Source organism: Leptolyngbya sp. FACHB-671 (assembly GCF_014695745.1).
In the GTDB taxonomy this organism is placed as follows: Bacteria; Cyanobacteriota; Cyanobacteriia; order Elainellales; family Elainellaceae; genus JAAUTN01.
The window spans coordinates 14,962-39,076 of record NZ_JACJOV010000051.1 but is presented as its reverse complement, the minus strand read 5'-3'; the positions used below and the strand labels follow the sequence as shown (position 1 = coordinate 39,076).

Annotated in this window: 21 protein-coding genes; 13 read left to right on the top strand and 8 right to left on the bottom strand. The window is 48.8% G+C overall.

What is annotated here, in order from left to right:
- Positions 1-431: 431 nt before the first annotated feature.
- The 5 genes from cpcD/petH to pdeM all read left to right on the top strand — a co-directional run bounded on the left by cpcD/petH (position 432) and on the right by pdeM (position 6,780).
- Positions 432-1,664 (top strand): bifunctional rod-capping linker CpcD/ferredoxin--NADP reductase PetH, encoded by a 1,233-nt coding sequence (gene cpcD/petH / locus H6F93_RS04360; protein WP_190646393.1) that lies wholly within the window; start codon positions 432-434, stop codon positions 1,662-1,664.
- A 127-nt stretch (positions 1,665-1,791) separates the two neighbouring features.
- Entirely contained in the window at positions 1,792-2,262 is a 471-nt protein-coding gene (locus tag H6F93_RS04355; RefSeq protein ID WP_190679463.1) for a DUF2141 domain-containing protein, read from the top strand.
- Between the two features lie 421 nt (positions 2,263-2,683).
- A complete protein-coding gene (crtC, locus tag H6F93_RS04350) occupies positions 2,684-3,616 on the top strand; it encodes a cyanoexosortase C (protein WP_190679462.1) in 933 nt (310 codons plus the stop codon).
- 78 nt (positions 3,617-3,694) lie between these two features.
- Complete coding sequence (locus H6F93_RS04345) at positions 3,695-6,133, top strand: ligase-associated DNA damage response DEXH box helicase (RefSeq protein ID WP_190679461.1); 2,439 nt, start codon at positions 3,695-3,697, stop codon at positions 6,131-6,133.
- On the top strand, positions 6,130-6,780 hold the full coding sequence (pdeM, locus tag H6F93_RS04340) for a ligase-associated DNA damage response endonuclease PdeM (protein WP_190679460.1): 651 nt from the start codon (positions 6,130-6,132) through the stop codon (positions 6,778-6,780). Before H6F93_RS04345 ends, pdeM begins: the two co-directional genes overlap by 4 nt.
- A gap of 188 nt (positions 6,781-6,968) precedes the next feature.
- On the opposite strand, the gene H6F93_RS04335 is transcribed toward pdeM, so the two are convergent.
- A complete protein-coding gene (locus tag H6F93_RS04335) occupies positions 6,969-7,949 on the bottom strand; it encodes an ABC transporter ATP-binding protein (protein ID WP_190679459.1) in 981 nt (326 codons plus the stop codon).
- Positions 7,950-8,133: 184 nt separating this feature from the next.
- Here H6F93_RS04335 and H6F93_RS04330 point away from each other — a divergent pair, with 184 nt between their 5' ends.
- From H6F93_RS04330 to H6F93_RS04320, 3 genes are all read left to right on the top strand, one after another.
- Positions 8,134-9,024, top strand: a complete 891-nt coding sequence (locus H6F93_RS04330) for a dienelactone hydrolase family protein (protein ID WP_190679458.1) — start codon at positions 8,134-8,136, stop codon at positions 9,022-9,024.
- A 33-nt stretch (positions 9,025-9,057) separates the two neighbouring features.
- The gene (locus tag H6F93_RS04325) at positions 9,058-9,252 is read left to right on the top strand and encodes a hypothetical protein (RefSeq protein ID WP_190646386.1); all 195 of its coding nucleotides are present in this window, start codon (positions 9,058-9,060) and stop codon (positions 9,250-9,252) included.
- 134 nt (positions 9,253-9,386) lie between these two features.
- On the top strand, positions 9,387-10,316 hold the full coding sequence (locus tag H6F93_RS04320) for an NAD(P)H-dependent glycerol-3-phosphate dehydrogenase (protein WP_199313473.1): 930 nt from the start codon (positions 9,387-9,389) through the stop codon (positions 10,314-10,316).
- A gap of 73 nt (positions 10,317-10,389) precedes the next feature.
- Here the strand turns inward: H6F93_RS04320 and H6F93_RS04315 are convergent, their stop codons facing one another.
- From H6F93_RS04315 to H6F93_RS04300, 4 genes are all read right to left on the bottom strand, one after another.
- Positions 10,390-10,764 carry a ribbon-helix-helix domain-containing protein gene (locus H6F93_RS04315; RefSeq protein WP_190646385.1) on the bottom strand — a complete coding sequence of 125 codons (375 nt, stop codon included), beginning with the start codon at positions 10,762-10,764 and terminating at the stop codon, positions 10,390-10,392.
- A gap of 26 nt (positions 10,765-10,790) precedes the next feature.
- A complete protein-coding gene (locus H6F93_RS04310; RefSeq protein WP_190679457.1) occupies positions 10,791-11,252 on the bottom strand; it encodes a VOC family protein in 462 nt (153 codons plus the stop codon).
- A gap of 190 nt (positions 11,253-11,442) precedes the next feature.
- Entirely contained in the window at positions 11,443-13,026 is a 1,584-nt protein-coding gene (locus H6F93_RS04305; RefSeq protein ID WP_190679456.1) for a B12-binding domain-containing radical SAM protein, read from the bottom strand.
- Between the two features lie 139 nt (positions 13,027-13,165).
- Positions 13,166-13,615: a hypothetical protein gene (locus tag H6F93_RS04300; RefSeq protein WP_190679455.1), complete on the bottom strand. Its 450-nt coding sequence runs from the start codon at positions 13,613-13,615 to the stop codon at positions 13,166-13,168.
- Between the two features lie 180 nt (positions 13,616-13,795).
- Here H6F93_RS04300 and H6F93_RS04295 point away from each other — a divergent pair, with 180 nt between their 5' ends.
- Positions 13,796-17,446, top strand: a complete 3,651-nt coding sequence (locus H6F93_RS04295; protein WP_190679454.1) for a response regulator — start codon at positions 13,796-13,798, stop codon at positions 17,444-17,446.
- Here H6F93_RS04295 and H6F93_RS33630 read toward each other — a convergent pair.
- Positions 17,435-17,692: a hypothetical protein gene (locus tag H6F93_RS33630; protein WP_206755703.1), complete on the bottom strand. Its 258-nt coding sequence runs from the start codon at positions 17,690-17,692 to the stop codon at positions 17,435-17,437. The two genes, H6F93_RS04295 and H6F93_RS33630, sit on opposite strands and share 12 nt — an antisense overlap.
- Before the next feature lie 527 nt (positions 17,693-18,219).
- On the opposite strand from H6F93_RS33630, the gene H6F93_RS04285 reads away from it, so the two are divergent.
- From H6F93_RS04285 to H6F93_RS04270, 4 genes are all read left to right on the top strand, one after another.
- On the top strand, positions 18,220-19,050 hold the full coding sequence (locus tag H6F93_RS04285) for a CheR family methyltransferase (protein ID WP_190679452.1): 831 nt from the start codon (positions 18,220-18,222) through the stop codon (positions 19,048-19,050).
- Between the two features lie 2 nt (positions 19,051-19,052).
- Positions 19,053-19,622, top strand: coding sequence for a chemotaxis protein CheB (locus H6F93_RS04280; RefSeq protein WP_190679451.1), 570 nt, complete (start codon positions 19,053-19,055; stop codon positions 19,620-19,622).
- A gap of 4 nt (positions 19,623-19,626) precedes the next feature.
- On the top strand, positions 19,627-21,705 hold the full coding sequence (locus H6F93_RS04275; RefSeq protein WP_190679450.1) for a hybrid sensor histidine kinase/response regulator: 2,079 nt from the start codon (positions 19,627-19,629) through the stop codon (positions 21,703-21,705).
- Positions 21,706-22,043: 338 nt separating this feature from the next.
- A complete protein-coding gene (locus H6F93_RS04270; RefSeq protein ID WP_190679449.1) occupies positions 22,044-22,256 on the top strand; it encodes a hypothetical protein in 213 nt (70 codons plus the stop codon).
- Positions 22,257-22,273: 17 nt separating this feature from the next.
- On the opposite strand, the gene H6F93_RS04265 is transcribed toward H6F93_RS04270, so the two are convergent.
- Entirely contained in the window at positions 22,274-22,975 is a 702-nt protein-coding gene (locus H6F93_RS04265; RefSeq protein WP_190679448.1) for a glutamine amidotransferase-related protein, read from the bottom strand.
- 95 nt (positions 22,976-23,070) lie between these two features.
- Positions 23,071-23,955 carry a phytanoyl-CoA dioxygenase family protein gene (locus tag H6F93_RS04260; RefSeq protein ID WP_190679447.1) on the bottom strand — a complete coding sequence of 295 codons (885 nt, stop codon included), beginning with the start codon at positions 23,953-23,955 and terminating at the stop codon, positions 23,071-23,073.
- Positions 23,956-24,115: the final 160 nt, after the last annotated feature.

Below are 24,115 nucleotides of genomic sequence, written 5' to 3'. Positions count from 1 at the left end.
AAGGGGCGCACGAACTCAGGTACCGCCTAGCGGAAGAAGACCCATGCTTTATTTTGGTAAGTATTTAGTACTACCGGATACACTAGATCCTACCAGAATGCGATCCTCCCTACAAGGTTCGCCTGAATTGAATCTTGCTGCTCAATAGCACCGTTAATATCACCATGCTAAATGCAATTGTGCATTTAGAAATAATGAAATTGCTCGACCTTGACATTCTCTCAAAGAATTGCTCGTTATCGTAGAACAGTGGCAAGTGCAGGATTTTATGCCAAACTTGCTGCCTTTGATGAGTGAGTGTCGTCTTGCAATGCTACGCTAATACAGACTAGCTCTAACCTTCGGACTAAAATCCGTAGTTTGGCTGGGGCGTGATCAATGGCACGCGACTTCTGTGTGTCTCAGTTGGGTTCAGGATTTATTGATTAGCGATGTATAATCCAAGCGCAGCGGGTGGCGCTGCCAACACAGCCTACGGTAGCCGCCTCTTTGTCTATGAAGTTGAAGGGCTTCGTCAAAACGAAGAAACCGACAAGACTGACTATCCAATTCGTCGAAGTGGCACTGTGTCTATCATAGTGCCCTATAGCCGGATGAATCAGGAAATGCAGCGAATCACCCGACTGGGTGGCAAAATCGTCAGCATCCGCCCTGCAACCATCAACGGCGTAGCAAACGGCAAGACCTCCTCATCGGGTACTGTATCTCAGACATCAGCAGAGGAGAGTAAACCCGTGACCCAAGCAGAACAAGCTCAACCAAAGCCTAAGAAAGAAAAAAAGGACGTTCCCGTCAACACTTACCGCCCCAATGCTCCGTTTGTGGGTAAGTGCCTCTCTAACGAGGAACTGGTTGGCGAGGGCGGCATTGGCACCGTTCGTCATCTCATTTTCGACCTTTCTGAGGGTGATCTACGTTACGTGGAAGGTCAAAGTATCGGCATCATTCCTGACGGCACTGACAAGAATGGTAAGCCTCATAAGCTCAGGCTGTACTCTATTGCCTCTACCCGGCATGGTGACAATCTGGACGACAAGACCGTTTCACTTTGCGTCCGGCAGCTAGAGTACAAGCATCCTGAAACGGGTGAAATGGTTTATGGTGTGTGCTCTACCTTCCTGTGCCATCTGGACCCAGGAGCAGATGTTAAGATTACTGGTCCTGTGGGCAAGGAAATGCTGCTTCCTGACGACCCCGAAGCAAACATTATTATGCTAGCGACGGGTACTGGAATTGCGCCTTTCCGGGCTTACCTATGGCGAATGTTCCAGGAAGGTGAGCAAAAGCTCAATACTGATTATCCGTTTAAGGGCTTTGCCTGGCTGATCTTTGGAATTCCAACTACGCCTAACATTCTTTATAAAGAGGAGTTGGAAGCGATCCAGGAGAAATATCCTGATAACTTCCGCCTCACCTACGCAATCAGTCGTGAGCAGAAGAACTCTGAAGGCGGCAGAATGTACATTCAGCACCGAGTTGCTGAATATGCTGACGAACTCTGGAAGCTTGTCCAAAATGAGAAGACCCATACTTACATTTGCGGTCTGAAGGGCATGGAAGGCGGCATTGATGAAGCAATGACTGCTGCTGCTGCTAAAGACGGCGTGGAATGGAAGGCTTACCAGAAATCCATCAAGGAACGCTGGCACGTAGAAACTTACTAGGGAAATTCCTTAATTTCAATCTTCAAGACGGAAGTGTGGCGATGCTGCGCTTCCGATTTTTTTATCAGGCTATCGCGATACGAAGCGATCGCCCGCTAAACTACAGACCGTATTACACAGGAGTTCTATGGTTAAGAAATGGAGCATGGTAGCACTGCTGGCAGCAGGCAGTTTCTGGTTTTCAGGCAGTGCCAGGGCACAGTTTACAGGTAATCTGACTGTAGAAGTAAGCGGTTTGCAGAGCCAGGAAGGAAATGTTTGCTTCAAAGTTTTTTCTGGCAGTCCGGGTTTCCCCAACGATAACGATAGTGCGGTGACGCGGGCGTGTGTGGCGATCGCCGACAACTTACCCGAAGACCCTGAAGCCCCATTTGCCCACACCTTTGAAGATCTAGAAGCGGGTAGCTATGGGGTTGCTATCTACCATGACAGCAACGGGGACGAACAGCTCAATCGGGGTGCATTGGGAATCCCTGTAGAGGGCTATGGATTTTCCAATGATGCACCTGCTGTGACGGGGCCTGCTCGGTTTGAAGATGCTGTCTTTTTCTTAGGAAATAACACCACTGTTCCCATTCAAATGAGATATCCCCAGTAGGGTGTAGCACTAAGCACATACTCTAGGATGCATTTTTGTGTAGGAGCACCCGCTGTGCTGGTTGACTGACAAAACTCCTAAAACCACTGATATCTCGTAGGTTGGGTGAAGCAATCGCGGAACCCAACAGAACCGAGGCAGGAGTTGGGTTTCGCCTTGCTCCACCCAACCTACATCTACTCCAAGCATTAAAGCAAGCGCAGTAGTTAACCTCCTGCGTGAATCGTTGCGCGGCTCCGCCGCGCAACGATTCACGTTTTCAGAACAGTATTCATGCAGGAAGTCTAGTGTGTAAAAAAGCTGTGAATTCCGGGGGATGCGTCCTGTCTTTTCAAGCAAGTGACTGAATAACTGCAGTGTTGATGGGTGTTTGAGTCCTATCCCTGATCACAGTCCACAGCGGTCAAAGCTGAACTTGCCAATGCCAGTATCTGAGCAAAAGAAACGACAGCAAAAAATAGGCAAAGTGCTTCAGAGCTTTTTGCAGGAGAGCCTGAAAACAACTCACGGTCGGATCGTCTTGTCTGGTCTGCTGGTGGGGCTGTGCTATTTCCCAATGTGGTTAGGTGTTTTGATTGAGAGAGCCTTTCAGGGTTCACCAGGTTTGCCGCTGATGCTGGGAGTCGTGGGTCTGGCGCTGCATGAGCTTTGGAAGAAACGGACTCAGCTTGCGAAGGAAACGGTTGCTGATGAAGATCGACTGTTGGGACACATTTTGATTGTCAGCGGAGTAATTTTCTTCCCGTTTTACCGCACCGCCATCTGGTCACAGTCTCTAATCTGGCTGATCGTTCTAATCGGCATTGCGTGTAGCTCTTGGGGAATTGGTTTCTTTCGCAAGTACACGATTCCTACTCTGCTCATGGCGTTGAGCGTCTATCCTAGACCGGGGGAAACCACCCGTTTGCTGTGGGAACTGGTGACTCCTTATCGAGCGCTAGATCATTTCATGGCTTGGGCAGGTAGCCTGACGTTAAAAGCAATCGGTCAAACCGTTGAAGTGCAAGGGGCGTTCGTCTCTTTGCCGCAGGGAGCTGTAGAAGTGGGCTGGGGCTGTAACGGCTTCAGCATGGCGGTGAATATTGCAATGGCTGGTTTGGTGATGGGGTTGTTGCTCAAGCAAAGTTGGCAAAAGGTACTCCTGATCATGGCGTTTGGCGCGGGTTTAGCGCTGATTCTCAACATTCCACGCATTACGCTGGTTACCCTCGCGTCTGTTTATTGGGGACAATACTGGTTTGACTTCTGGCACGGTTCCTGGGGCAGCCAAATCTTCATGAGTGTAGTTTTCACGATTTACTACTACATCATCATGGGCGTGACAAAGAAGCGATCGCCCAAAGCCCGCACTTGATAACCTAAACTGCGCCAGAGGGCTGAGCTTACAATATCTGTATCTGTAAGCGGTGTCTTTTGCTGGGAGTGCTGATTTGTGGCTGATGGCGATCGCCTAAAACCTGCTCTGGAATGGTTTGAGCAACAGGGATGGCAGCCGCTGCCCTTTCAGCTAGAAACATGGCAAGCTTACCTTGACGGTAAAAGCGGCATGATTCAGGTGCCGACGGGTTCCGGCAAAACCTATGCCGCCGTCATGGGAGCCATTCTAGAAATGCTGCAAGCTCCCAACCCTGGGCTAAAGTTGCTCTACATTACGCCACTGCGGGCACTATCACGAGACATTCAGCAGTCCGTTTTGCGTCCGATTCAGGAAATGGGCTGGAATTTGCGGGTAGAGTCGCGCACGGGAGACACCAGTTCTTCCAAAAAGAGCAAACAGCTCAAGAACATGCCCGACATTCTGATCACAACGCCCGAATCTCTGGCAGTGATGCTGTCCTACAAAGGCGCGAAGGAGCGGTTTCAGTCATTACGGGCAATCATTTTAGATGAATGGCATGAGTTGCTCAGTTCCAAGCGTGGCACTCAGACAGAACTGTGCCTGTCTCATCTGCGGCAGCTTCAGCCTCAGCTTAAAACCTGGGCTGTTTCAGCGACATTGGGCAATGTTCGAGAAGCGGCGCAAGCTGCTGTAGGACTGGGCTGTGAGCCTGTAGTTATTCAATCAAATTTGCAGCGGCAAACGATCATCAAAAGCATTTTGCCTGACTCTGTGGATAGTTTTCCTTGGGCGGGACATCTGGGATTACGAATGTTTCAAGAGTTGATGGATGCGTTGGACATTAATCGTTCGACGCTAATTTTTACCAACACTCGCGCTCAGGCAGAGCGATGGTTTCAGGCACTTTTGTTTGCAGTTCCAGAATATGTTGACCGGATTGCGCTGCATCACGGCTCGATCGATGTGCAGGAACGGGAGGCGATCGAGGCAGGTGTTAAAGCGGGACACATCAAATGGGTGGTGTGTACGTCGTCGCTGGACTTGGGCGTAGATTTTCAGCCTGTCGAGCGAGTGGTGCAGATTGGAAGTGCAAAAAATCTGGCAAGGTTATTGCAAAGAGCGGGGCGATCGGCTCATGTCCCTGAAGGCACTTCTGAAATTTTGTTTCTTCCCACCAATGCTTTAGAACTACTTGAGATTTCAGCCTTTCGTAGCGGTTTAACAGCGGGAGATATCGAAACAAGACGACCTTTAGAAAAGCCTTACGATGTGCTAGCTCAACATTTGGTGACGTTAGCCTGTGGAGATGGATTTAAGGCTGACGAATGCTTAGAAACGATTCGACAAACGGTGACTTATTCACAGTTGACCGATGAGGAATTTGATTGGACACTCAACTTTATTGAGAAAGGTGGGAAATGTTTGGGTGCCTATCCTCGCTATCAGAAGGTAGTTCAAACGGAAGGGCTTTATCAGGTAGCCGATCAAAAGATCGCTCGAATGCATCGGATGAGTATTGGCACGATTACATCGAATCAGGCAGTGCAAATTGTCTATACGAATCGGAGGAGAATTGGCACAGTTGAAGAAAATTTTGTATCGAGATTGAAGAAGGGTGATGTGTTTTTCTTTGCGGGTCGGCAGCTAGAGTTTTTCATGATGAAAGACATGGTGGTTTATGTCAAAAACACTACTCAAAAATCTACTGTTACGCCAACCTGGGGAGGAGGAAATTTAGCCATATCCGATTCGTTGAGTATGCATCTTCGATCTGAAATTGAGAAATTTCAACCGGATGCAAGCTCAAAGCAGAAGTTGAATCAAGAGTTGGAGTGTATGTTGCCGATCGCCTCTACTCAACAGAGAATTTCCCATCTACCTGCATCGAATGAACTATTGATTGAAGTTTGTAAGACAAGAGAAGGACAGCATCTCTATGTCTTTCCGTTTGAAGGGCGATTTGTGCATGAGGGTTTAGGTTTTCTGTGGGGCTATCGCTTTGCCAGTCAGCAGAAAGCGACTTTTACTATTTCAGTGAATGATTATGGGTTTGAGATTTTAGCGCCCAAAGATTATCCGTTTAAACAGTTATTTGGCGATCGCTTCTTTGATCTAGAAAATCTCTACGAAAATATCAGGTCAGGCTTAAATATTTCTGAATTAACCCAACGCAAATTTCGCGGCATTGCTCAAGTTGCAGGCTTAGTTTTTAAGGGATATCCTTCGGCTCGAAAAGACGCAAATCAATTGCAGGTTAGTTCTTCATTGCTCTATGACGTTTTCTCAAAATATGAGCCAGATAACCTGCTGCTGAAACAGGCTGAACAGGAAGTGTTACGCGATCAGCTAGAAACCCATCGATTAACTAAAACGCTCGATCGCCTGAGTCAATTAAACGTAGTTTGGAAAGAAACAAAGCGCCCTTCGCCCTTTGCCTTCCCTTTATTAGTAGAACGGCTCAACTCGCGTATGTCTAACGAAAGTTTGTTAGATAGAATTGAGCGCTTGAAGCAGCAGTGGATGAATAAATGAAAGAAATTAACGTGCTGGGGGTGCGGCTTCAGCTCCTTGCAGAAAAGGCAGTTTACCTGGAAAGAGATCAAATTCTTTTAGTTGCTGATATTCATTTAGGCAAATCAGAAACTTTTCAATCCCTGGGAATCCCAATTCCGAATCAAGTGAATCAAACAACTCTGGATCGGCTGCAACAGCTTTGCTTTAAATTTAAACCTCAAAAGCTGTTTATCTTAGGCGATCTGTTTCATTCCAGATATGCGCTGGTAAATGAAGTTTTAGATAGCTGGTCACGATTTCAAGCCGCTGTAGATGCAGAGGTTGTATTGATTGTTGGCAACCACGATCGCCGCTTGATTCAAACCTTAAAGAACACTTCAATTCAATATTTAACTCATGCTATTGAAGTCGGTAACTTGCTGTTGAGCCATGAGCCTTCTCCTCAGCCTAGATTCCTAAATATCTGTGGTCATATCCATCCTTGTGTCAATCTCAAGGAGAAATTAGACCAATTACGGCTGCCCTGTTTTTATCTCGATCGCACTCAAAATCTTTTAGTTCTGCCCTCTTTTGGAGAATTTACAGGCGCTTACGAGGTTGCACTTAAACGCAATTCAACCGCTTATGTCATTGCTGATGATTGCGTTGTCTCTTTAGAACGATGATGGCAAGAGTCGTAGTGGTTTGGCGAACTCAAGGCTTGGGTTCGCCAAACCACCCAACCTACGGTTCTACTTTTACTGACCTGTAACCCGAAGGTCTTGTAGGGGCGTAGCATTCGGGCAATAATTTTGGGTCTATTTCAGGGACTTCCTGCCGAATGCTACGCCCTTACAGGGACATCTGCTACATTTCAGCTACTAGTGTGAATGCCGCGTTGGCGAAGCTGATTGACAAAAAATTCTTCTAGCGAAGGGCGAGACAGGTTCATCGAAACCAGTTGAGCATTCATCAGGCGAAGGCTTGCCATGAAGTCTTGGGGATGTCCTTTGAGGTGCCCTTGCCAGTAGCCATCCTGAAGCTCCAGGTCAGAAATCCATTGCTTCAACACTTCTGAACTGCCGCCATTGACTTTGACGTAATAGATTTCGGGATTGCCCAACAATTCGGTGAGTGAGCCAATGCAGATCAGTTCGCCTTGGGCCAAAATTGCGACGCGATCGCAAATCTTTTCGACATCTGACAAGACGTGGCTGTTAAAGAAAATTGTTTTGCCCTGCGCCTTGAGCGACAGAATGATTTCGCGAATTTGATAACGTCCCAGCGGGTCAAGTCCAGACATTGGCTCGTCTAAAAACACCAGTTCTGGATCGTTGATTAGTGCCTGAGCCAGTCCAATTCGCTGCAACATGCCTTTGGAATATTGCCGCAGTTGTTTTTTGCGGGCGGCAGACTGCGCTAACCCAACTAGTTCCAAGAGTTCTGGGATTCGCTTTCGTTGAACTGAGGCAGGAATTTGAAACAATCCGGCAGCGTACTGCAAGAATTCCCAACCCGTCAGGTAGTCGTAGAAGTAGGGATTTTCGGGCAGGTAGCCAACTCGCTGTTTGACGGTGCGATCGCCTAATGGTTTTCCCAACAGAGAGGCTTTCCCCTGAGTCGGTCGGACAATTCCTAGCAAAATTTTGAGTATCGTCGTCTTGCCTGCTCCATTCGGTCCAAGTAAGCCAAACGTTTCGCCTTGAAAGACTTCAAGTGAACAGCTTTTCAACGGCACCACTTTCTGGTTAAGCCAAAAACCAGTGCGATAGACCTTTCGCAATTCGGCAATCTGCACCACAGCCAGACGTTTGGCGATCGCAGATTCGGCTGTAGGTTGAGAGGCAGTATCCATGAGATGCAAAGCTATTGAATCGTCGCAGTCACGTTGATAGTAACTAACTGAGTATAGTAGTCCCCATTTCGCAAATCACTACCAGTCAGCAACACCAGCGCAGTCAATGTTAGGTTAAAGATTGAGGCAAAAGTTTACAAAGTCTCACTAGCAGCTTGAAATTGAAGGAATTAGCAGAGCTATCATGCGTAAACCGCGTAAACTATTCGGAATTGCCATCATAACGATGTTTTTGGTGTTGCTATGGGCGCTGTTTAATCCCCTTAGCGATCGCCTTTCAGTTGCCCAAGAGTCAAACCGGGATTACGCTAGCCGGCTGATGGAGTCTCACCGGGCTGACTTACCCATTGCTTCGGATGCTGTGGCTCAAGCTCCCGCGACCACCGTTGAAACTGAAGAAGTCACCTATGCCACCATTAATGGCACCCCTGTAACGGGCTATCTGGCTCGTCCGGCTGATGCAACCGAGCCGCTGCCTGCACTGATTGTGATCCACGAATGGTGGGGGCTAAACGACAACATTAAAATGATGACCGAGCGTTTGGCTGGTGAAGGCTACACAGCGCTGGCAGTCGATCTATACAACGGGGAATTTGCAGAAGATCCTCAGACCGCACGCCGTTTGGTAGATGCAGTTGCCCAAAATCCTCAACTGGCTCAGGAAAATCTGCGTCAGGCTTACCAGTATTTGGATGAACAGTCAGCAACAGCGATCGCCAGCCTTGGCTGGTGTTTTGGGGGAAGTTGGTCGCTCAACACAGCACTGCTTCTGCCTGATCAACTCGATGCCGCAGTCATTTACTATGGTGGACAGCTAGAAACTGATCCGGCTCGTCTCAGCAGCCTACAAATGCCTATTTTGGGAGTTTTTGGCGCACTCGATGACAACCCACCCATTGAAACCGTGCGTGAGTTTGAGTCTGCTCTCAAGTCTCTGGACAAGTCGGTTGAGATTTATGTCTATCCCGGTGCAGACCATGCTTTTGCTAACCCCTCTGGCATGAACTATGACCCAGAAGCGGCTGAAGACGCTTGGGAGCGCACGACTGCCTTCCTGGAACAACATCTCAAATAGCGTTTGAAATCACCCGTTGAGGATGTCAGGACTATGGATCGCTCAAAGATTGTGGCTGTGATTACGGGGGCGATCGCCCTCCTCCTGGGCATCGCCTACCTAGTCATGGTGCAACTCCTTGACTTTCGCGGCGAAATGTTGCCTGCTCCGGTTGATCTGTCTGAGGTTGATGGCTCTCAACCTGCGTTAGTTCAACCAGCTTCAAGCTCCTCACCCCTCTCGCCCTGAGAGACAGAGGCATCGTCCGCTGTAGGTTGGGTGGAACAACGTGAAACCCAACATTTGCAAAGATCCTGCTGGGTTCCGCTTTGCTTCACCCAACCTACGAGTTAGCTTCATTCCTTATTCCCCATCCTTTCCCCTTGTCTAATCATCACATCTACCAAATTGCTGTTCTGGGCGCGGGTGCCTGGGGTTCCATACTGGCAAAGCTAGCCAGTCAGAAGGGACATCAGGTGAATCTGTGGACGCGTCAAGGTGAGGTATCTTTGGCAGATTGTCTAACAGAAGCAGACATCGTAATTTCTGCGATTTCCATGAAAGGTGTGTCAGAAGTTGCGAAGCAGGTCAAGGCTAGTCAGCTTCCTGCTCACACAATTTTGGTGACTGCAACAAAAGGGTTGGACGCTACCACCAGTCGCACCCCTTCGCAAATCTGGCAGGAAGGTTTTCCACAAAACTCAGTAGTGGTGCTGTCTGGGCCAAATCTATCCAAAGAAATTGGGCAAGGGCTTCCTGCCGCCACAGTAGTATCCAGCGCAAACAAAGCTGCTGCCGAAACGGTGCAAACTGCTTTCTCGTCTGATCGCTTTCGGGTCTACACAAACACCGATCCGATTGGAACTGAGCTGGGCGGAACGCTAAAGAATGTAATCGCGATCGCCGTTGGAGTATGTGATGGGCTTCAGCTTGGCACCAACGCCAAATCTGCCCTAATCACCCGCGCCTTAACTGAAATTATTCGCGTCGGCACTCACCTTGGTGGACAAACCGAAACATTTTTTGGCTTATCAGGTTTGGGCGATTTATTAGCAACCTGTAGCAGTCCGCTCAGCCGAAACTACCAAGTGGGTTTCAGGCTGTCTCAAGGCAATTCTCTAGAGCAAATTTTGGCAGAACTGCAAGGCACGGCCGAAGGCGTGAATACTGCTAATGTTCTAATTGATATTGCTAGACGAGAAAATATTCCAGTTCCCGTTTCGCTGCAAGTTTATCGCTTACTCAACGGCAAAATTACACCTCGGCAAGCAGTAGAAGCTCTGATGGAACGGGATTTGAAGTCTGAGGCGTAGTGAGGGAGGGGGCGATCGCCAGTCCGACTAGATTAGGAAATTTAGAGAATGCAGGAAAGCCCTAACTTGTTGCTCAATACCTGTCTGCATCAGGCAAAAAATCAAATAGGATTTCGTCAGGCTCATCCTCAATCTCGTCTTCCTCTAAATCAACAGAATTTAAAGGAATAACAGAACTGGCTATAGAACGTGTTACAGACAAATACTTGACTGATTGATTAATCGCAGTAACCTGCTCCGCTAGATTCTTCACCCAGTTTTCTAATGCTTCAACCTGTTTAACAGAGGCATAGGTTGGAATGTTGGACTTCCCTTCAAAAAACTTTTGAAGCACATCCCTGATTGCGTCCGAAGTAGATTCAATTCTGTTTTCCTGCCGATATTTCTCTAAAGCCTGCTGCAATTCGTCAGGAATAGAGAGAGAGACAGAAGATTCATTAGTTGTCATTGTTGCCCTACATCGAAGCCTTTTACTTAAAGTACTGGATCACAACGAATTTCAACTAGCAAACCGTCTGGGTCGTAAAAGTAAATTCCTCGTCCTGTAGGGCGGGTAACTGGTCCGTGATCAATCGGAATCTGGTTTTGGCGAATTACTTCAACTGCCTGGTCAAATAGATGTGGCTCAATGTCGAACGCTAGATGTCCAGTGCGAGTAAAGGTTTTGTCGGGGTCAGGGTGAGGAGGTTCTAGGTGAGGCTTCCAAAAGAGGTCTATCACTGTGCCGTCAGGCGTGACGAAGTTCGCTGCTTCACCTGCTTCAAACAAAGCCTTTAGCGTTTCTGGAACTTCCTCTCCCTGGAGTTCACGAAGTCCCAAGATGGTGCCATAAAAGTAGCGAGACGCCTGCATGTCTTTGACATTCAAGGCAATGTGGTGAACTCGACGCAACATTCCCTGCTGCAGCGATGGTGAGGATTGGGAGGTAGATAGCATGGCGGGAGGTGGGGGTTGGGGGAAGGGAAGTCTGCTTTTAGCTTAGGAGTTTTGACGGGAGGTTTTGGAGAAGGGTTTTATCCTGGTGAGGGCGATCGCCCCAACTTCCCCCTCAAACGAGAATGAAATCGGGTACTTCATTATCTATCATTCAATCTTCAACCCCCAATCCCTAACCCCCTAATCCCCATCACCCATTACTCATGACCAATACTTTCTCTGGAGGAGTCGTAACCAGAGGGTCATAGCCTAGCTGTTGCACAATTCGCTGGCGGGCAATGGTGCGGTATTCCAAAAAATGTTCACCAGCGGCACACAAGCCAAGGTACATGTTGAGGAATTGAGGTTTTGTTCTAAAAATTGTCCAGAGTTGCTGCCAAAACTGAACTCGATTTCCAGCCCGCTTGATGCCTTGTAGCCAGAGTAGACGCGCTACCAGCTTGAAGCTTTTGCCAGGGGGGAAGTATACGTTTTGCTGGAGTTGAGGGTTAGGGGTGATGCTCAAACAGTGCTGGAAGCAGCGTTTGAGGTAATTTGAGGGTTCGTACATTGTCCACAGTGCTTGGACATATTCTTTGGCGACTTCTGCTAAGGGTCGAGTTGGCGTAAAGTTCATCAGACAGTTTTGGTCGCCTACTTCGGTGACGCCTTGATTTTGGAATAGCCGCTGTTCTTGCTTGAGTCGATCCCAGAGGGCAGTGTTAGGAAGTGCCTGGAGGATGCCTAGCATTGGCTGAGGAATGCTGGTGGCTTCGACAAATGCCTGGATGCGATCGCCCGCCCCTGTCCGTTCCCCATCGAACCCAAGAATAAATCCGGCATAAATCATCAGTCCTGCCTGGTTAATCGTGCGACAGGCTTCAACCAATGGATTGCGCGTGTTTTGTACTTTGCGAGTCACCTGGAGGCTGTCTTGATCAGGCGTTTCAATTCCCAGGAACACGCCATAAAAGCCTGCTTTTGCCATCAGGTCCAACAGTTCGGTATCTTCGGCTAAATTGACAGAGGCTTCGGTGAGGAAAGTGAAGGGATATTGCCGCTGCTGCATCCAGGGAATCAGTTCCCGCAACATGAGCTTGACGTTACGCTGATTACCAATGAAGTTGTCATCTACAACGAAGATGGAGCCGCGCCAGCCCAGGTCATAAAGGGTTTGTAGCTCTGCCAGGGTTTGCTCTGGGGATTTGGTGCGGGGCTTGCGACCGTAGAGGCTGATGATGTCGCAGAATTCGCAGTTAAACGGACAGCCGCGCGAAAACTGGATTGCCATCATCAGGTATTGATCGCGCTGGAGTAAGTCAAACCGGGGAATGGGACTGAGGGTGACATCGGGTTTCTCTGTGGCGCGAAAAACTCCGTGGGACTGGTTTTGGGCGATCGCCTCCAAAAACATCGGCACCGTAATTTCGCCCTCATCCAAAATCAGATAATCGGCTCCGGAGTCCAGCGCGTCCTGCGGCACGGAGGTTGGGTATGGGCCGCCCACCGCAACCTTTTTGCCCAACTGCACCGCTTTGCAAATCATCGCGTGAAAGTCTGGCTTTTGCGCCAGCATGGCCGACAGAATGACGATGTCGCACCATTCCCAATCAGCATCCGTTTCGGGAGTAACATTGCGATCGCGAAACCGAATTTCCCAGTCTTGAGGCAGCAGCGCAGCGACGGTAAGAATGCCTAGAGGAGGAATGGTCGCCTTCAGGCTGGCCATTTCCATGAAGCGATCGTATGACCAAAAAGTTTTTGGGAACTGGGGATAGAGCAGCAGGGCTTTCATCTTCTAGGCTCCAGTAGCGAGAGAATAGGGGGCATAATCCTCCCAGTCTTATTTCTGCTCTACTACTTCCGACATCTACCCGTAGATGGATGCCCTGCTTGCCAGTTCTTAAGTTTTTCTGCGACGTTACATTACGCAATCATGGCTTTTTGATATCACGCGCCATGTTGCGGAAAATATCCATGCTGGTGTCAGCACTACGGCGATCGCTAGAACCGGTTTGGCTGCTGGGTGCCTGACCGTTTTGAGAAGCGTTGTCTTGCTTGATGGCTTCGATTTGAGCATCAATTTTGGCGATCGCTTCTGGTGCAACAGAGGCAGCAACTTCCTTCATTGCTTCTAGTTGTGCAATAGAGGAAATCTGGTTGATCTTCTCAAACCCTTTTGGATTAGCCAATGTCTTAGGAAACGTGCGTCTCACAGCTTTAGCAGTCCGCATATACTCCAGATCGCCAAATGTCTTTGCTGAGTCCGCATCCAAAAAATACGCTTGCGCCTTAGCAGCCTTTTCTGATGGAGTTAAATCCACCTGTTCCTCACTTTGCTTCTTTTTCTTAGAACCGAAAAACCCTTTGATGAAACCTACCATCGCGCTTGCTACCTACAGATACGGTGATGTTATGTAATGTAAAGCATTGTGAATAAACGTGTCACTACTCGGACTCGAATTTGCTCATCTGCCCGAAGGTGAGTTCTCCATCCATTCCCAACAAAGGTCTTGCTAAAGATGGCAAGATCGTTCATGAATACAGGTGAGTAAACGCTACAAATGCTGAACAGGTTAAGAATTGGCACCAAGATAGGCATCAGTTTTGCAACAGGTGTAGCGATTTTTGCAGCATTGGGCTGGCTTTCCTATCGAGGTGCGCTTCAGGTTAGAACAGCCTCTCGTATGGAAAGCCATACTTACCAGGTTCTCAATGAGCTTGAGGGGTTAATTTCTACTATCAAAGATGCTGAAACGGGACAGCGAGGCTACATCATCACAGGGCAGGAGAGTTATCTGGAGCCTTACACTGCGGCAATCAGCACGCTGGATGGAAGAATTGAGCAAATTCGAGACTTAACGCAGGACAATCCAGTTCAGCAGCAACAGCTTGATCGGCTTGTGCCACTGGTGGCAAATCGTCTTGAAGTAATGCAGCGGGTCATTGATATTCGGCGTACCCAGGGATTTGATACCGCTTTGGAAGTGGTTCAGGTTGACCAGGGCAGGCAGGTTATGAATGAGATTCGAGACCTGATTGAAGAGATGGAAGCCACAGAGACAGAACTGCTGGACCAGCGCACCGCCCAGGCAGATTTAGCCACCCGGCAAATGCTCTATGGTGTAGCTTTTGGCATTCCGCTCTATTCCCTTTTGTTAGCGTTACTGGGTTTTTTCCTGGCGAAAAACATTTCTCGACCGCTGAAGCAAATTTCAGATGCAGCAGAGGACTTAACCGATGGAAATTTAGCGGTTAGTTTGCCAGAGAGCGATCGCCACGATGAAATCGGCGTGCTGACCCAGACCTTTAACCAGATGATCGCCAACCTGCGAGACACCACTCGCGAAAACGAGGAACAGGGTTGGCTCAAATCTAACCTGACAGAGTTCACCCGCATGTTGCAGGGTCAGCGCAGCATGGAGATGGTTTCCAGAATGATTTTGTCTGATCTGGCACCGCTGGTTGGGGCAAGTCAAGCGCTGTTTTATTTAATGCAGGTCGAAGATGAGCAGCCGACCCTAAAGCTATTGGGCACCTATGCCTATCAGGAACGAAAACATCTGGCGAATCGGTTTCGACTGGGTGAAGGGCTGGTCGGGCAATGTGCCTTGGAAAAGCAAAAAATTCTGCTGACGGAGGTTCCCAGTGACTACATTCGCATTAGCTCTGGACTGGGGCAAGCGCCGCCGCTGAATATTTTGGTGCAGCCCGTTCTGTTTGAGCAGGAAGTGATCGCAGTAATTGAGCTAGCGTCTTTTCAGCAATTTAGGTCGATTCACCTGACGTTGCTCGACCAGGTGACAGAAGGCTTGGGAATTGTATTAAACACGATCGCCGCTGATATGCGAACGGCTAAACTGCTGCAACAATCACAAACCCTGACCGAAGAGCTACAGAACCAGCAAGAGGAGCTTAAAACCAGCAACCAGCAGCTTGAAGAACAGGCTGAGACCTTGCGCGAATCAGAGATAATGCTGAAGCAACAGCAGGAAGAATTGCAGCAAACCAACGAGGAATTGCAGCAACTCAATGAGGAACTGGAAGAAAAAGCTAAGCTTTTGTCCTCTCAGAATCGTGAGGTAGAGCGCAAAAATCAGGAAATTGAATACGCCCGTCAAGAATTAGAGGAGAAGGCAGAGCAACTGGCTTTAAGTTCGCGCTACAAGTCCGAGTTTTTGGCCAATATGTCGCACGAATTGCGAACGCCGCTCAACAGTTTGCTAATTTTGGCGCGGCTGCTAACGGACAACATCAATGGCAACCTCACCAGCAAACAAGTTGAGTACGCCAAAACAATTCACTCTGCCGGAACGGACTTGCTGGAGTTAATCAACGACATTCTTGACTTGGCAAAAATCGAGTCGGGCACGATTTCGCTAGAGTTTGAGCCCGTTCAGTTTGATGATTTGAAAGGCTACATTGAACGAACTTTCCAACAAATTGCTGAGAGTAAAGGACTGGGCTTTACCGTTGAACTGGATGAATCGCTGCCAGGAGCGATCGCCACCGATTCAAAGCGCCTGCAACAAGTGCTCAAAAACCTACTCTCTAATGCGTTGAAGTTCACTGAGCATGGACGGGTGACACTGCGAATCACGTCGATTGCCCAGGGACTAAAGCAGGAGGATGGCAAAACAGTGGATGCGATCGCCTTTGCCGTCAGCGACACAGGCATTGGCGTCTCACCCGAAAAACAGCAAATCATTTTTGAAGCCTTCCAGCAAGCAGACGGTACCACTAGCCGCAAATATGGCGGCACTGGCTTAGGGCTCTCGATCAGCCGCGAACTCGCTCGACTGCTAGGCGGCAAAATTCACCTGACCAGCCAAGTCGAGCAAGGCAGCACCTTCACCCTCTACCTGCCCCAAACTGCTCCCGCTCCAGTCGCCCAAACTACAATCTCCAAGACCCAAACTCCAAAACCCACTCTCCCATCCCATTCCACTTCTGAACCCCTAGCCCCCAGCCCCCAGCCCCTAGCCCCTTCTCCAGCCCCCAACCCCCTCCTCCCCGACGATCGCCACAACCTTCAACCGGGCGATCGCACCCTGCTAATCATCGAAGACGACATCAACTTTGCTCGAATCCTGCTAGAAATGGCGCGAGAACAAGGCTTTAAGGGATTAGTGGCGCTACGCAGCAATCCAGGGTTGGCAATGGCGCGCGAGTTTAAGCCTGACGCGATTATGCTAGACATTCACCTGCCCGATATGGATGGGTTGACGCTGCTTGACCGACTGAAACATGACCCAACCACTCGCCACATTCCGGTTCACCTGCTCTCGGTGGAGGAGTCTCAGCAGCGTGGGCTGCAACTGGGAGCGATCGCCTATCTGCAAAAGCCCGTTTCCCCCGAAACGCTGACTCGGGCGCTCACCGACATCAAAGGCTTTGTCGAACGACAGGTAAGAAACCTGCTCGTTGTTGAAGATGACATCACTCAGGCTGAAAGCATTCGAGAGCTAATCGGCAATGGTGACGTTCAAACCACAACGGTTGCCACCGGAGCCGCAGCACTGGAAACTTTGCGTCAAGGGCACTTTGAATGCGTCGTGCTAGACCTGGGACTACCTGACATGAGTGGCTTTGAGCTAATTGAGCAGATCAAACAGCAAGACAGCCTGGCAAACTTGCCAATCATTGTCTACACCGGCAAGGAGTTGACCAAGCAGGAAGAGACTCAGCTCAAGCGAATGGCAGAAACAATCATCATTAAAGATGTGCGATCGCCAGAACGCCTGCTCGACGAAACCGCCCTTTTCTTACATCGCGTTCAGGCAAACCTGCCACAGCCCAAGCAGCAAATACTAGAACAGCTTCACCAAAGTGACCCAATTTTGGCAGGCAAAAAGGTGCTGATTGTAGATGACGACGTGCGAAATATCTTTGCCCTCACCGGACTACTAGAGCGCTACGACATAGAAGTGCTATATGCCGAAAACGGTCGAGAAGGACTTGAGGTTCTGCAAACCCATTCTGATGTTGATGTCGTCTTAATGGACGTGATGATGCCTGAAATGGATGGGTACGATGCAACCCGTGCAGTTCGAGAACAGGATGCCTTTCGTGATTTGCCGATCATCGCCCTCACCGCAAAAGCAATGCAGGGCGATCGCGATCGCTGCATCGAAGCCGGAGCTTCTGACTACATCAGCAAACCGATTGATACCGAGCAATTGCTTTCCCTGCTGCGGGTTTGGCTATATCAATAGGGGATGAGGGAGGATGGGCACGTTTGGCTTTGCCTGTCCTACTGGCATGTCAAGCTTGGGGTGTTGGGTTCCGTTGCACTTCACCCAACCTACTGTTCTGCTATCTGTAGGTTGGGTGGAGCAGAGCGGAACCCAACGCTTTAGACCTGCCGCGCCACCGCGATTAGAGTTTTCTAGGTTGGAGTAGGAGCGATCGCCCCTAAACCTGAAATGTTGCTGTTTGAACTCGGAACGTTGCTGTTTCAACCTGGAACATTGCCATTTCGGATCGGAACTGTGTCGTTTCAAACTGGAACGTTGCTGTTTGAACCTAGAATTTTGCTGTTTCAAACTAGAACGTTGTCGTTTGAACCTACAACGTTGCCGTTTCAGATCGGAACTTTGGTGTTTCAACGCACAACGTTGCTGTTTCAACCCACAACTGTGTCATTTCAACCTGAAACTTTGCCTTTTAAACTTGAAATCTGGGGAACTGGAACAAAAGCGATCGCTTTTAACTTCAAGAGATCTAACCCTACAGCTGCATCTTCCCCTTCATCTCCAACCCTTTGTCTATCCTGAGGTCTACTCCTAGCCTAAGACTGAGGACTAATGACTCGTCGTACGGCATCATGTAAACAAGTGTATAGGTTGAGTTTGCAACCCTTAGCGCTTGTAGGGGTGCGATCGCGACCTCATTTATGAACGACGATTCAATTTGTTTAAAAAACTTGCTCCAGCTCTGAAGCTCTCAGTTCTGTCTCAGTCCTCAGTTCTGTAGCGATTGACCGATTATGACTTTAGCAAGACCCAAACTAGAGGATGTTGAAGTTCAGTTACTCCTTGAAGGGGTATATCGCTATTACGGCTTTGATTTTCGTAACTATGCGCCCTCTTCCCTCAAACGACGTATCTGGAACATCCTTTGCTCTGAAAAATTGCCCAACGTTTCGGCACTCCAAGAGAAAGTGCTGCACGATCCGGCTTGCCTCGATCGCTTTTTACTGGGGCTTTCGGTCAACGTCACCGCGATGTTTCGCAACCCCAACTTTTTCCTGGCGTTTCGAGAAAAAGTCGTACCAATTTTACGGACCTATCCCTTTATTCGGATTTGGCACGCAGGCTGCTCAACCGGGCAAGAGGTCTATTCAATGGCAATCTTGTTAGAAGAAGAGGGGCTTTACCCGCGCTGCCGCATCTACGCGACCGACATGAACGAGATGGTATTGAAACAGGCAAAAGGCGGAATTTTTTCGCTGCAATTGATGCAAGAATACACGCAACTCTATCTCAAGGCAGGGGGAAAACGCTCGTTTTCCGAATACTATACAGCAGCTTACGATAGTGCAATCTTTCGCACTTCCCTAAAAGAGAATATTGTCTTCTCGCAGCACAACTTGGCAACAGATAGCTCCTTTAACGAATTCAACGTAATTCTCTGCCGCAACGTTTTAATCTATTTCAATAAAACTCTTCAAAAGCGAGTTTATGAGCTATTTCACGCCAGCCTGTGTCCGTTTGGCATCCTGGGGTTGGGGCGACAGGAAACGCTGAAATTTACACCCTACGAAGCCTACTATGAAGAGCTAGCAGGAAGTGAAAAGCTTTTTCGGAGGATTCACTAGCGGTGTTCAAGCTGGTTGTCATCGGTACCTCGCTGGGCGGGCTATCAGCTCTAAAGGTGTTGCTATCTGGGCTACCCGCCAATTTTCCCGTAGCGATCGCTGTCGTACAGCACCGACACAAAGACTCCGAAGATATGATGAGTTCGTTCTTACAACCTCACGTCACCCTACCCATTAGAGAAGTAGTGGACAAAGACGACTTACTGCCCGGAACAGTGTATGTCGCCCCAGCAGATTATCACATGCTGGTTGATGTAGGCTATTTCACGCTCTCTATTGACGAACCCGTATCCTATGCTCGTCCGTCTATTGATGTATTGTTTGAATCGGCGGCAGATGTATATGGCGAGTTTGTCATCGGGGTAATTTTGACGGGCGCTAACCAGGATGGGGCAAAAGGGTTAGCCGCAATCAAGGCTCAGGGTGGGTCAACGATCGTTCAAGAACCAGCAACGGCCGAAAGTGCGACCATGCCAGCAGCAGCGATCGCCACTGCTGTCGTAGACTGGATTTTACCGCTTCCAAAAATTGCCCCACATCTGATCAACCTTTGCCAGCCCATGTGGAAGTAAACTCATGCTGTCTGAACTCACCGTCAACATTCTCCTAGTGGATGACCATCCAGAAAATCTTCTGGCTCTGGAAGCCATCTTAGATCCATTGGGAGGAAACCTGGTCAAGGCTCATTCTGGTGAAGAAGCTTTGCGTTCCCTTCTGCATCAGGATTTCGCGGTGATTTTGCTAGACGTGCAGATGCCAGGGATGGATGGGTTTGAAACCGCAACGTTGATTCGCAGTCGAGAGCGATCGCGCCACACCCCGATCATTTTTCTGACTGCTTTTAACACCAATGACAATTTAGTATTTCGAGGCTACTCCCTCGGTGCAGTAGACTATCTGCTTAAACCCATTGAAGCCGACATTCTCACCTCAAAAGTCGGCGTATTTGTCGAGCTATTCAAGAAAACCGAAGAGGTAAAGCGACAGGCCAGGCAGCTTGCTAGCATCAACACCGAATTGCGAGAAAGTGAAGAACGGTTTCGGTTGCTCAGCGCTTGCTCTCCGGTCGGCATTTTTTTGACCGATGTGAATGGTTCTTGCACTTACACTAACCCTCGATTTCAGGCAATCTGTGACTTGACGCTACCTGACGCACTAGGGGACGGATGGCTACAAGCCGTTTATCCTGAAGATCGGCAGCAGGTCATAGCCGACTGGTTCGCCTACACGCGAGAAATTCAAGAATATTCTAATGAATTTCGCTTTCAAACTCGGTCAGGTGAAGTCCGCTGGACTCACGTTCGCTCATCACCCATGTTTTCTAACACCGGTGAATTGATGGGGCACGTTGGCACCGTTGAAGACATCACCGGACGCAAAAACGCCGAAGCCGCCCGCGTCCAAATCATTCATGAACAGGCAGCCCGCCAGCAAGCCGAAGCTGCCAACCGAATGAAAGATGAGTTTTTGGCAGTGCTCTCACACGAATTGAGAACGCCGCTCAACTCGATGATGGGCTGGGCACGGCTATTGCGAACCAAAAAGTTTGACGAAGAAACCACCGCTCGTGCCCTAGAAACAATTGAACGCAATGCCCGCTCTCAGGCCCAACTGATCGAAGACATTCTTGACGTTTCGCTGATTGTGCGAGGCAAGCTGCGGCTCAACCTGTGCCCCATTAATTTTGCTTCAGTTGTGGAGCAGGCGGTCGAATCAGTGCGTCCCCTGATTGAAGCCAAGGCACTTCAGCTAGAAATGAGCGTGGCGAACTCTGCAATCCTAGTCTGTGGCGATCCAACTCGACTTCAGCAGATCGTCTGGAATCTGCTAACCAACGCGATTAAATTTACTCCAGAGCAAGGACGCATCGTGGTGGAGTTGACCCAGCAGGAGGAGCAAGCCCAACTGCGCGTAACAGATTCTGGAATTGGCATCCAGCCTGAATTTTTGCCTCACGTGTTTGATCGCTTTCGCCAGGCAGACGGAACTACAACCCGTCCCCATAGCGGTTTGGGACTGGGGCTGGCGATCGTCCGTCACCTCATTGAGCTACACAGCGGTACCGTGCAGGCAGCAAGTGAGGGTGAAGGGCGAGGAGCTTCCTTTACCGTTCAGATTCCCCTATTGCGCCAGAGCGAAGGGCAAGAGGACCACGCAAAACCACTCAACTCAGCTCATGCCCTAGCTTCAGACCCCTTAGAAGAAAACCTTCATCCTTCATCCTTCATTCTTCATGCCTCATCCTTGCCTGATGCCTTTGACGGCATCAAAGTATTGGTCGTTGATGATGAAGCCGACACGCGGGAAGTGCTCGCGGTGACGTTAGCAGAATCTGGAATTGAGGTGACGACGGCTGCTTCAGCCCAGGAAGCCCTAAAATTACTGAAATCTTGGCAGCCTAAGCTGTTGGTCAGTGATATTGGAATGCCCGGAGAAGATGGTTATAGTCTCATTCGGCAGGTGAGGCGGCTGTCGCCAGCGGAAGGTGGGTCTATTCCAGCGGTAGCGCTGACGGCCTATTCTCGTGAAGAAGACCGCAAGCAAGTATTATCCGCAGGCTTTCAGATGCATGTCTCTAAACCCGTTGAGGCAACAGAACTGCTGCAAGCGATCGCCACTCTCAGCGAACAGGCGATCGCTCCTTCATCCGTTTGAAAAGTTTAGTTTGCGATGGCCTACCTATCGAGAGATGAATTAACTCCAAGATGCTGTGAAGATGTACCCACACTGACAGCACTCAGCACGACACCCGGCACTCGCTGCCGGGTTTTATTATTGGAGCCCAGAGTTGCAATAACACTAGCAGTTCGTCATCCCCCTAGAGGAAGAGTTTAAGTAATAAATTTATAAGTAGAAAATCCTCACCTGGAAGGGGGATTCCCATTCGATTTTAGAAGTAGTATTCTCTTGGTCAAATATTTATATTTTTTCAAATTCTTTAAGATTTGTTGATAATTAGACAGTAGTTCCGTTGCTCTACTAGAGGTGCTGATATGACTTCTATTCGTGAAATTGTCCACTGTGCCTTAGAGACGGGATATCTGAGCGTGTCGGCAGAAGACCAGCTAAGACACCTTCTCCAAAAGACTCAATACGACTGGGAAGACCTAAACGCCTTCATTCATCTGCAGCAGGCCGCCATGAGAGGACACATCCAACAAGAATCTAGAGAAGTGCAAAGATCGGCAGAATATCAGTATTTCTAGCAGTTAGAAACCAGTAGCTAGAAGTGATTGTTTGAGCTAGCAAGCCACTGGAAGAGGAATTTCTCAAGCCAGGTGGCGATCGCAGGAGTATAAACAGGATATTTTTCAAGCTGCTGCTGTCGGGTTTGGGCACCTACCAGAGTTAACTGTTCGGCTCCCAAGGTCGTCCACTTATCAATCATTTCCGGAGTCATTTCTGGGTGAAACTGTAGCCCGTAGGCGTTTCCATAACGGAATGCTTGATTAGTAAACGTCTCTCCCTGAGCTAGCAAAGTTGCCCCTTGAGGCAATTCAAATCCCTCTCGATGCCAGTGATAAACGTAGTTGGGTAGAGGCAATTCAGTTTGCTCAACTGATGTTGGTCGCACCGGGAAATAACCAATTTCAGCAATGCCATCAGGATGGGGAGCAACTGTAGCACCCAACACTCGGGCTAAAAGCTGTGCCCCTAAACAAATTCCTAAAAATGGTTTTCCTGCATTAAGAATGACGGAAATCCAATCCATCTCAGTCCGAATGAACGGCAAAATGTTGTCATCGTTTGCACTCATAGGTCCACCAAAAATTATGGTGCCCTGATGCCCATCGGTTCCGGTTGGGAGGCGATCGCCCCCAGCTAGACAGCGAATATCTAGTTCATAGCCTCTAGCCTGCAATATCTGCCCAACCAGACCCGGCTCAGACGTTTCCTGATGCACAATCAAAAGAATTTTGCTCACAAGCACCAACTACAGGGTGAAGTCTCATTTATCTCTACCTAATGTATCGCCTTGGAGTAGGGTAATGTTGCGCGCCTTGTTACTGCTAGTGCCGGTTACCGCCAGTCCAAAACGCATTCCCGTTGCCGCTGTGTGAAACGATCTGCCATCAGCAACAATAGTTCTTCAGGAAACACTTGCTTAGAGAGCTTAAGGCGCTTAGGGTGCCTGGAAGTGTAGGTAAAGAACAAAGCCGAACGAGCAGGATGGTTGGGTTGAGGCACTTTACCCCGATGAAACACGTTTGCCGTATCGGTGAGCACGACTGTGCCCTGCATACCTGTGCAAGGTATCCAATGTTTACTTGGTACCATATTCTGCATGTCTGCATCGCTGATTTTGCGGTAGATGCGATCGAACTTTTCCTGATCAAAAATTTGGCAATAAAGGCGATGCAAAGGAGCTTGAGTAGGACGAATAGAGCGAGGAATGTACTCAAAAGGGCCACCTTCTATCCCAACATCAGTTAAGTAGACAATGGCTCGAATCATGCAGTGATCTTCACCATCTAAGTGCCATAGTCTTGTCCCAGTTTGCTGCCCGTCTGGCACTTCTACCCGATGTGATACCCCCAAAAAGGCTGCGGGGTAGCCAAAGTAACTCTCAATAATGCATAGGAGCCGCTCTTCTAATCCCCATAGAAATATCTCAGGATATTCAGTCACAATTTGGCGTTTACCTACTCGTAAAGGAAAAGTTTTACCATTCTCTGACTTGGTTTTAGTCAGAATGCGATTAGTTGCGTTTAGTAAGCGTGAGTTAGCAGGAAACGACAGATCATTCAAAGACGTAATACAAGTTCCCTCATGGCGAAGGGTATCGACAATTTGGCTGTCTTTTTCGGAGAGGGAGTTTACTTCTTGCCTTCGCCTGGAAAGGATTGCGGCGTAAACTCGCTCAACTGAGGAGTTAGGAAAAATTGTGTGGATTTTTTGCAGCATAAAGTACCAACAAAGTTATCGTGTGAGAGGTTGTTGGAAAAGTATGAAACCGAAGTTTGAATCCCCTTCACTTTGGTTATCTTCGAGTGCAAAGGAAACCAGGAACTAGCCTCCCTTCACTGGAAAGATAGGAAATGAAGGTGATAAATTTTCTTACTTC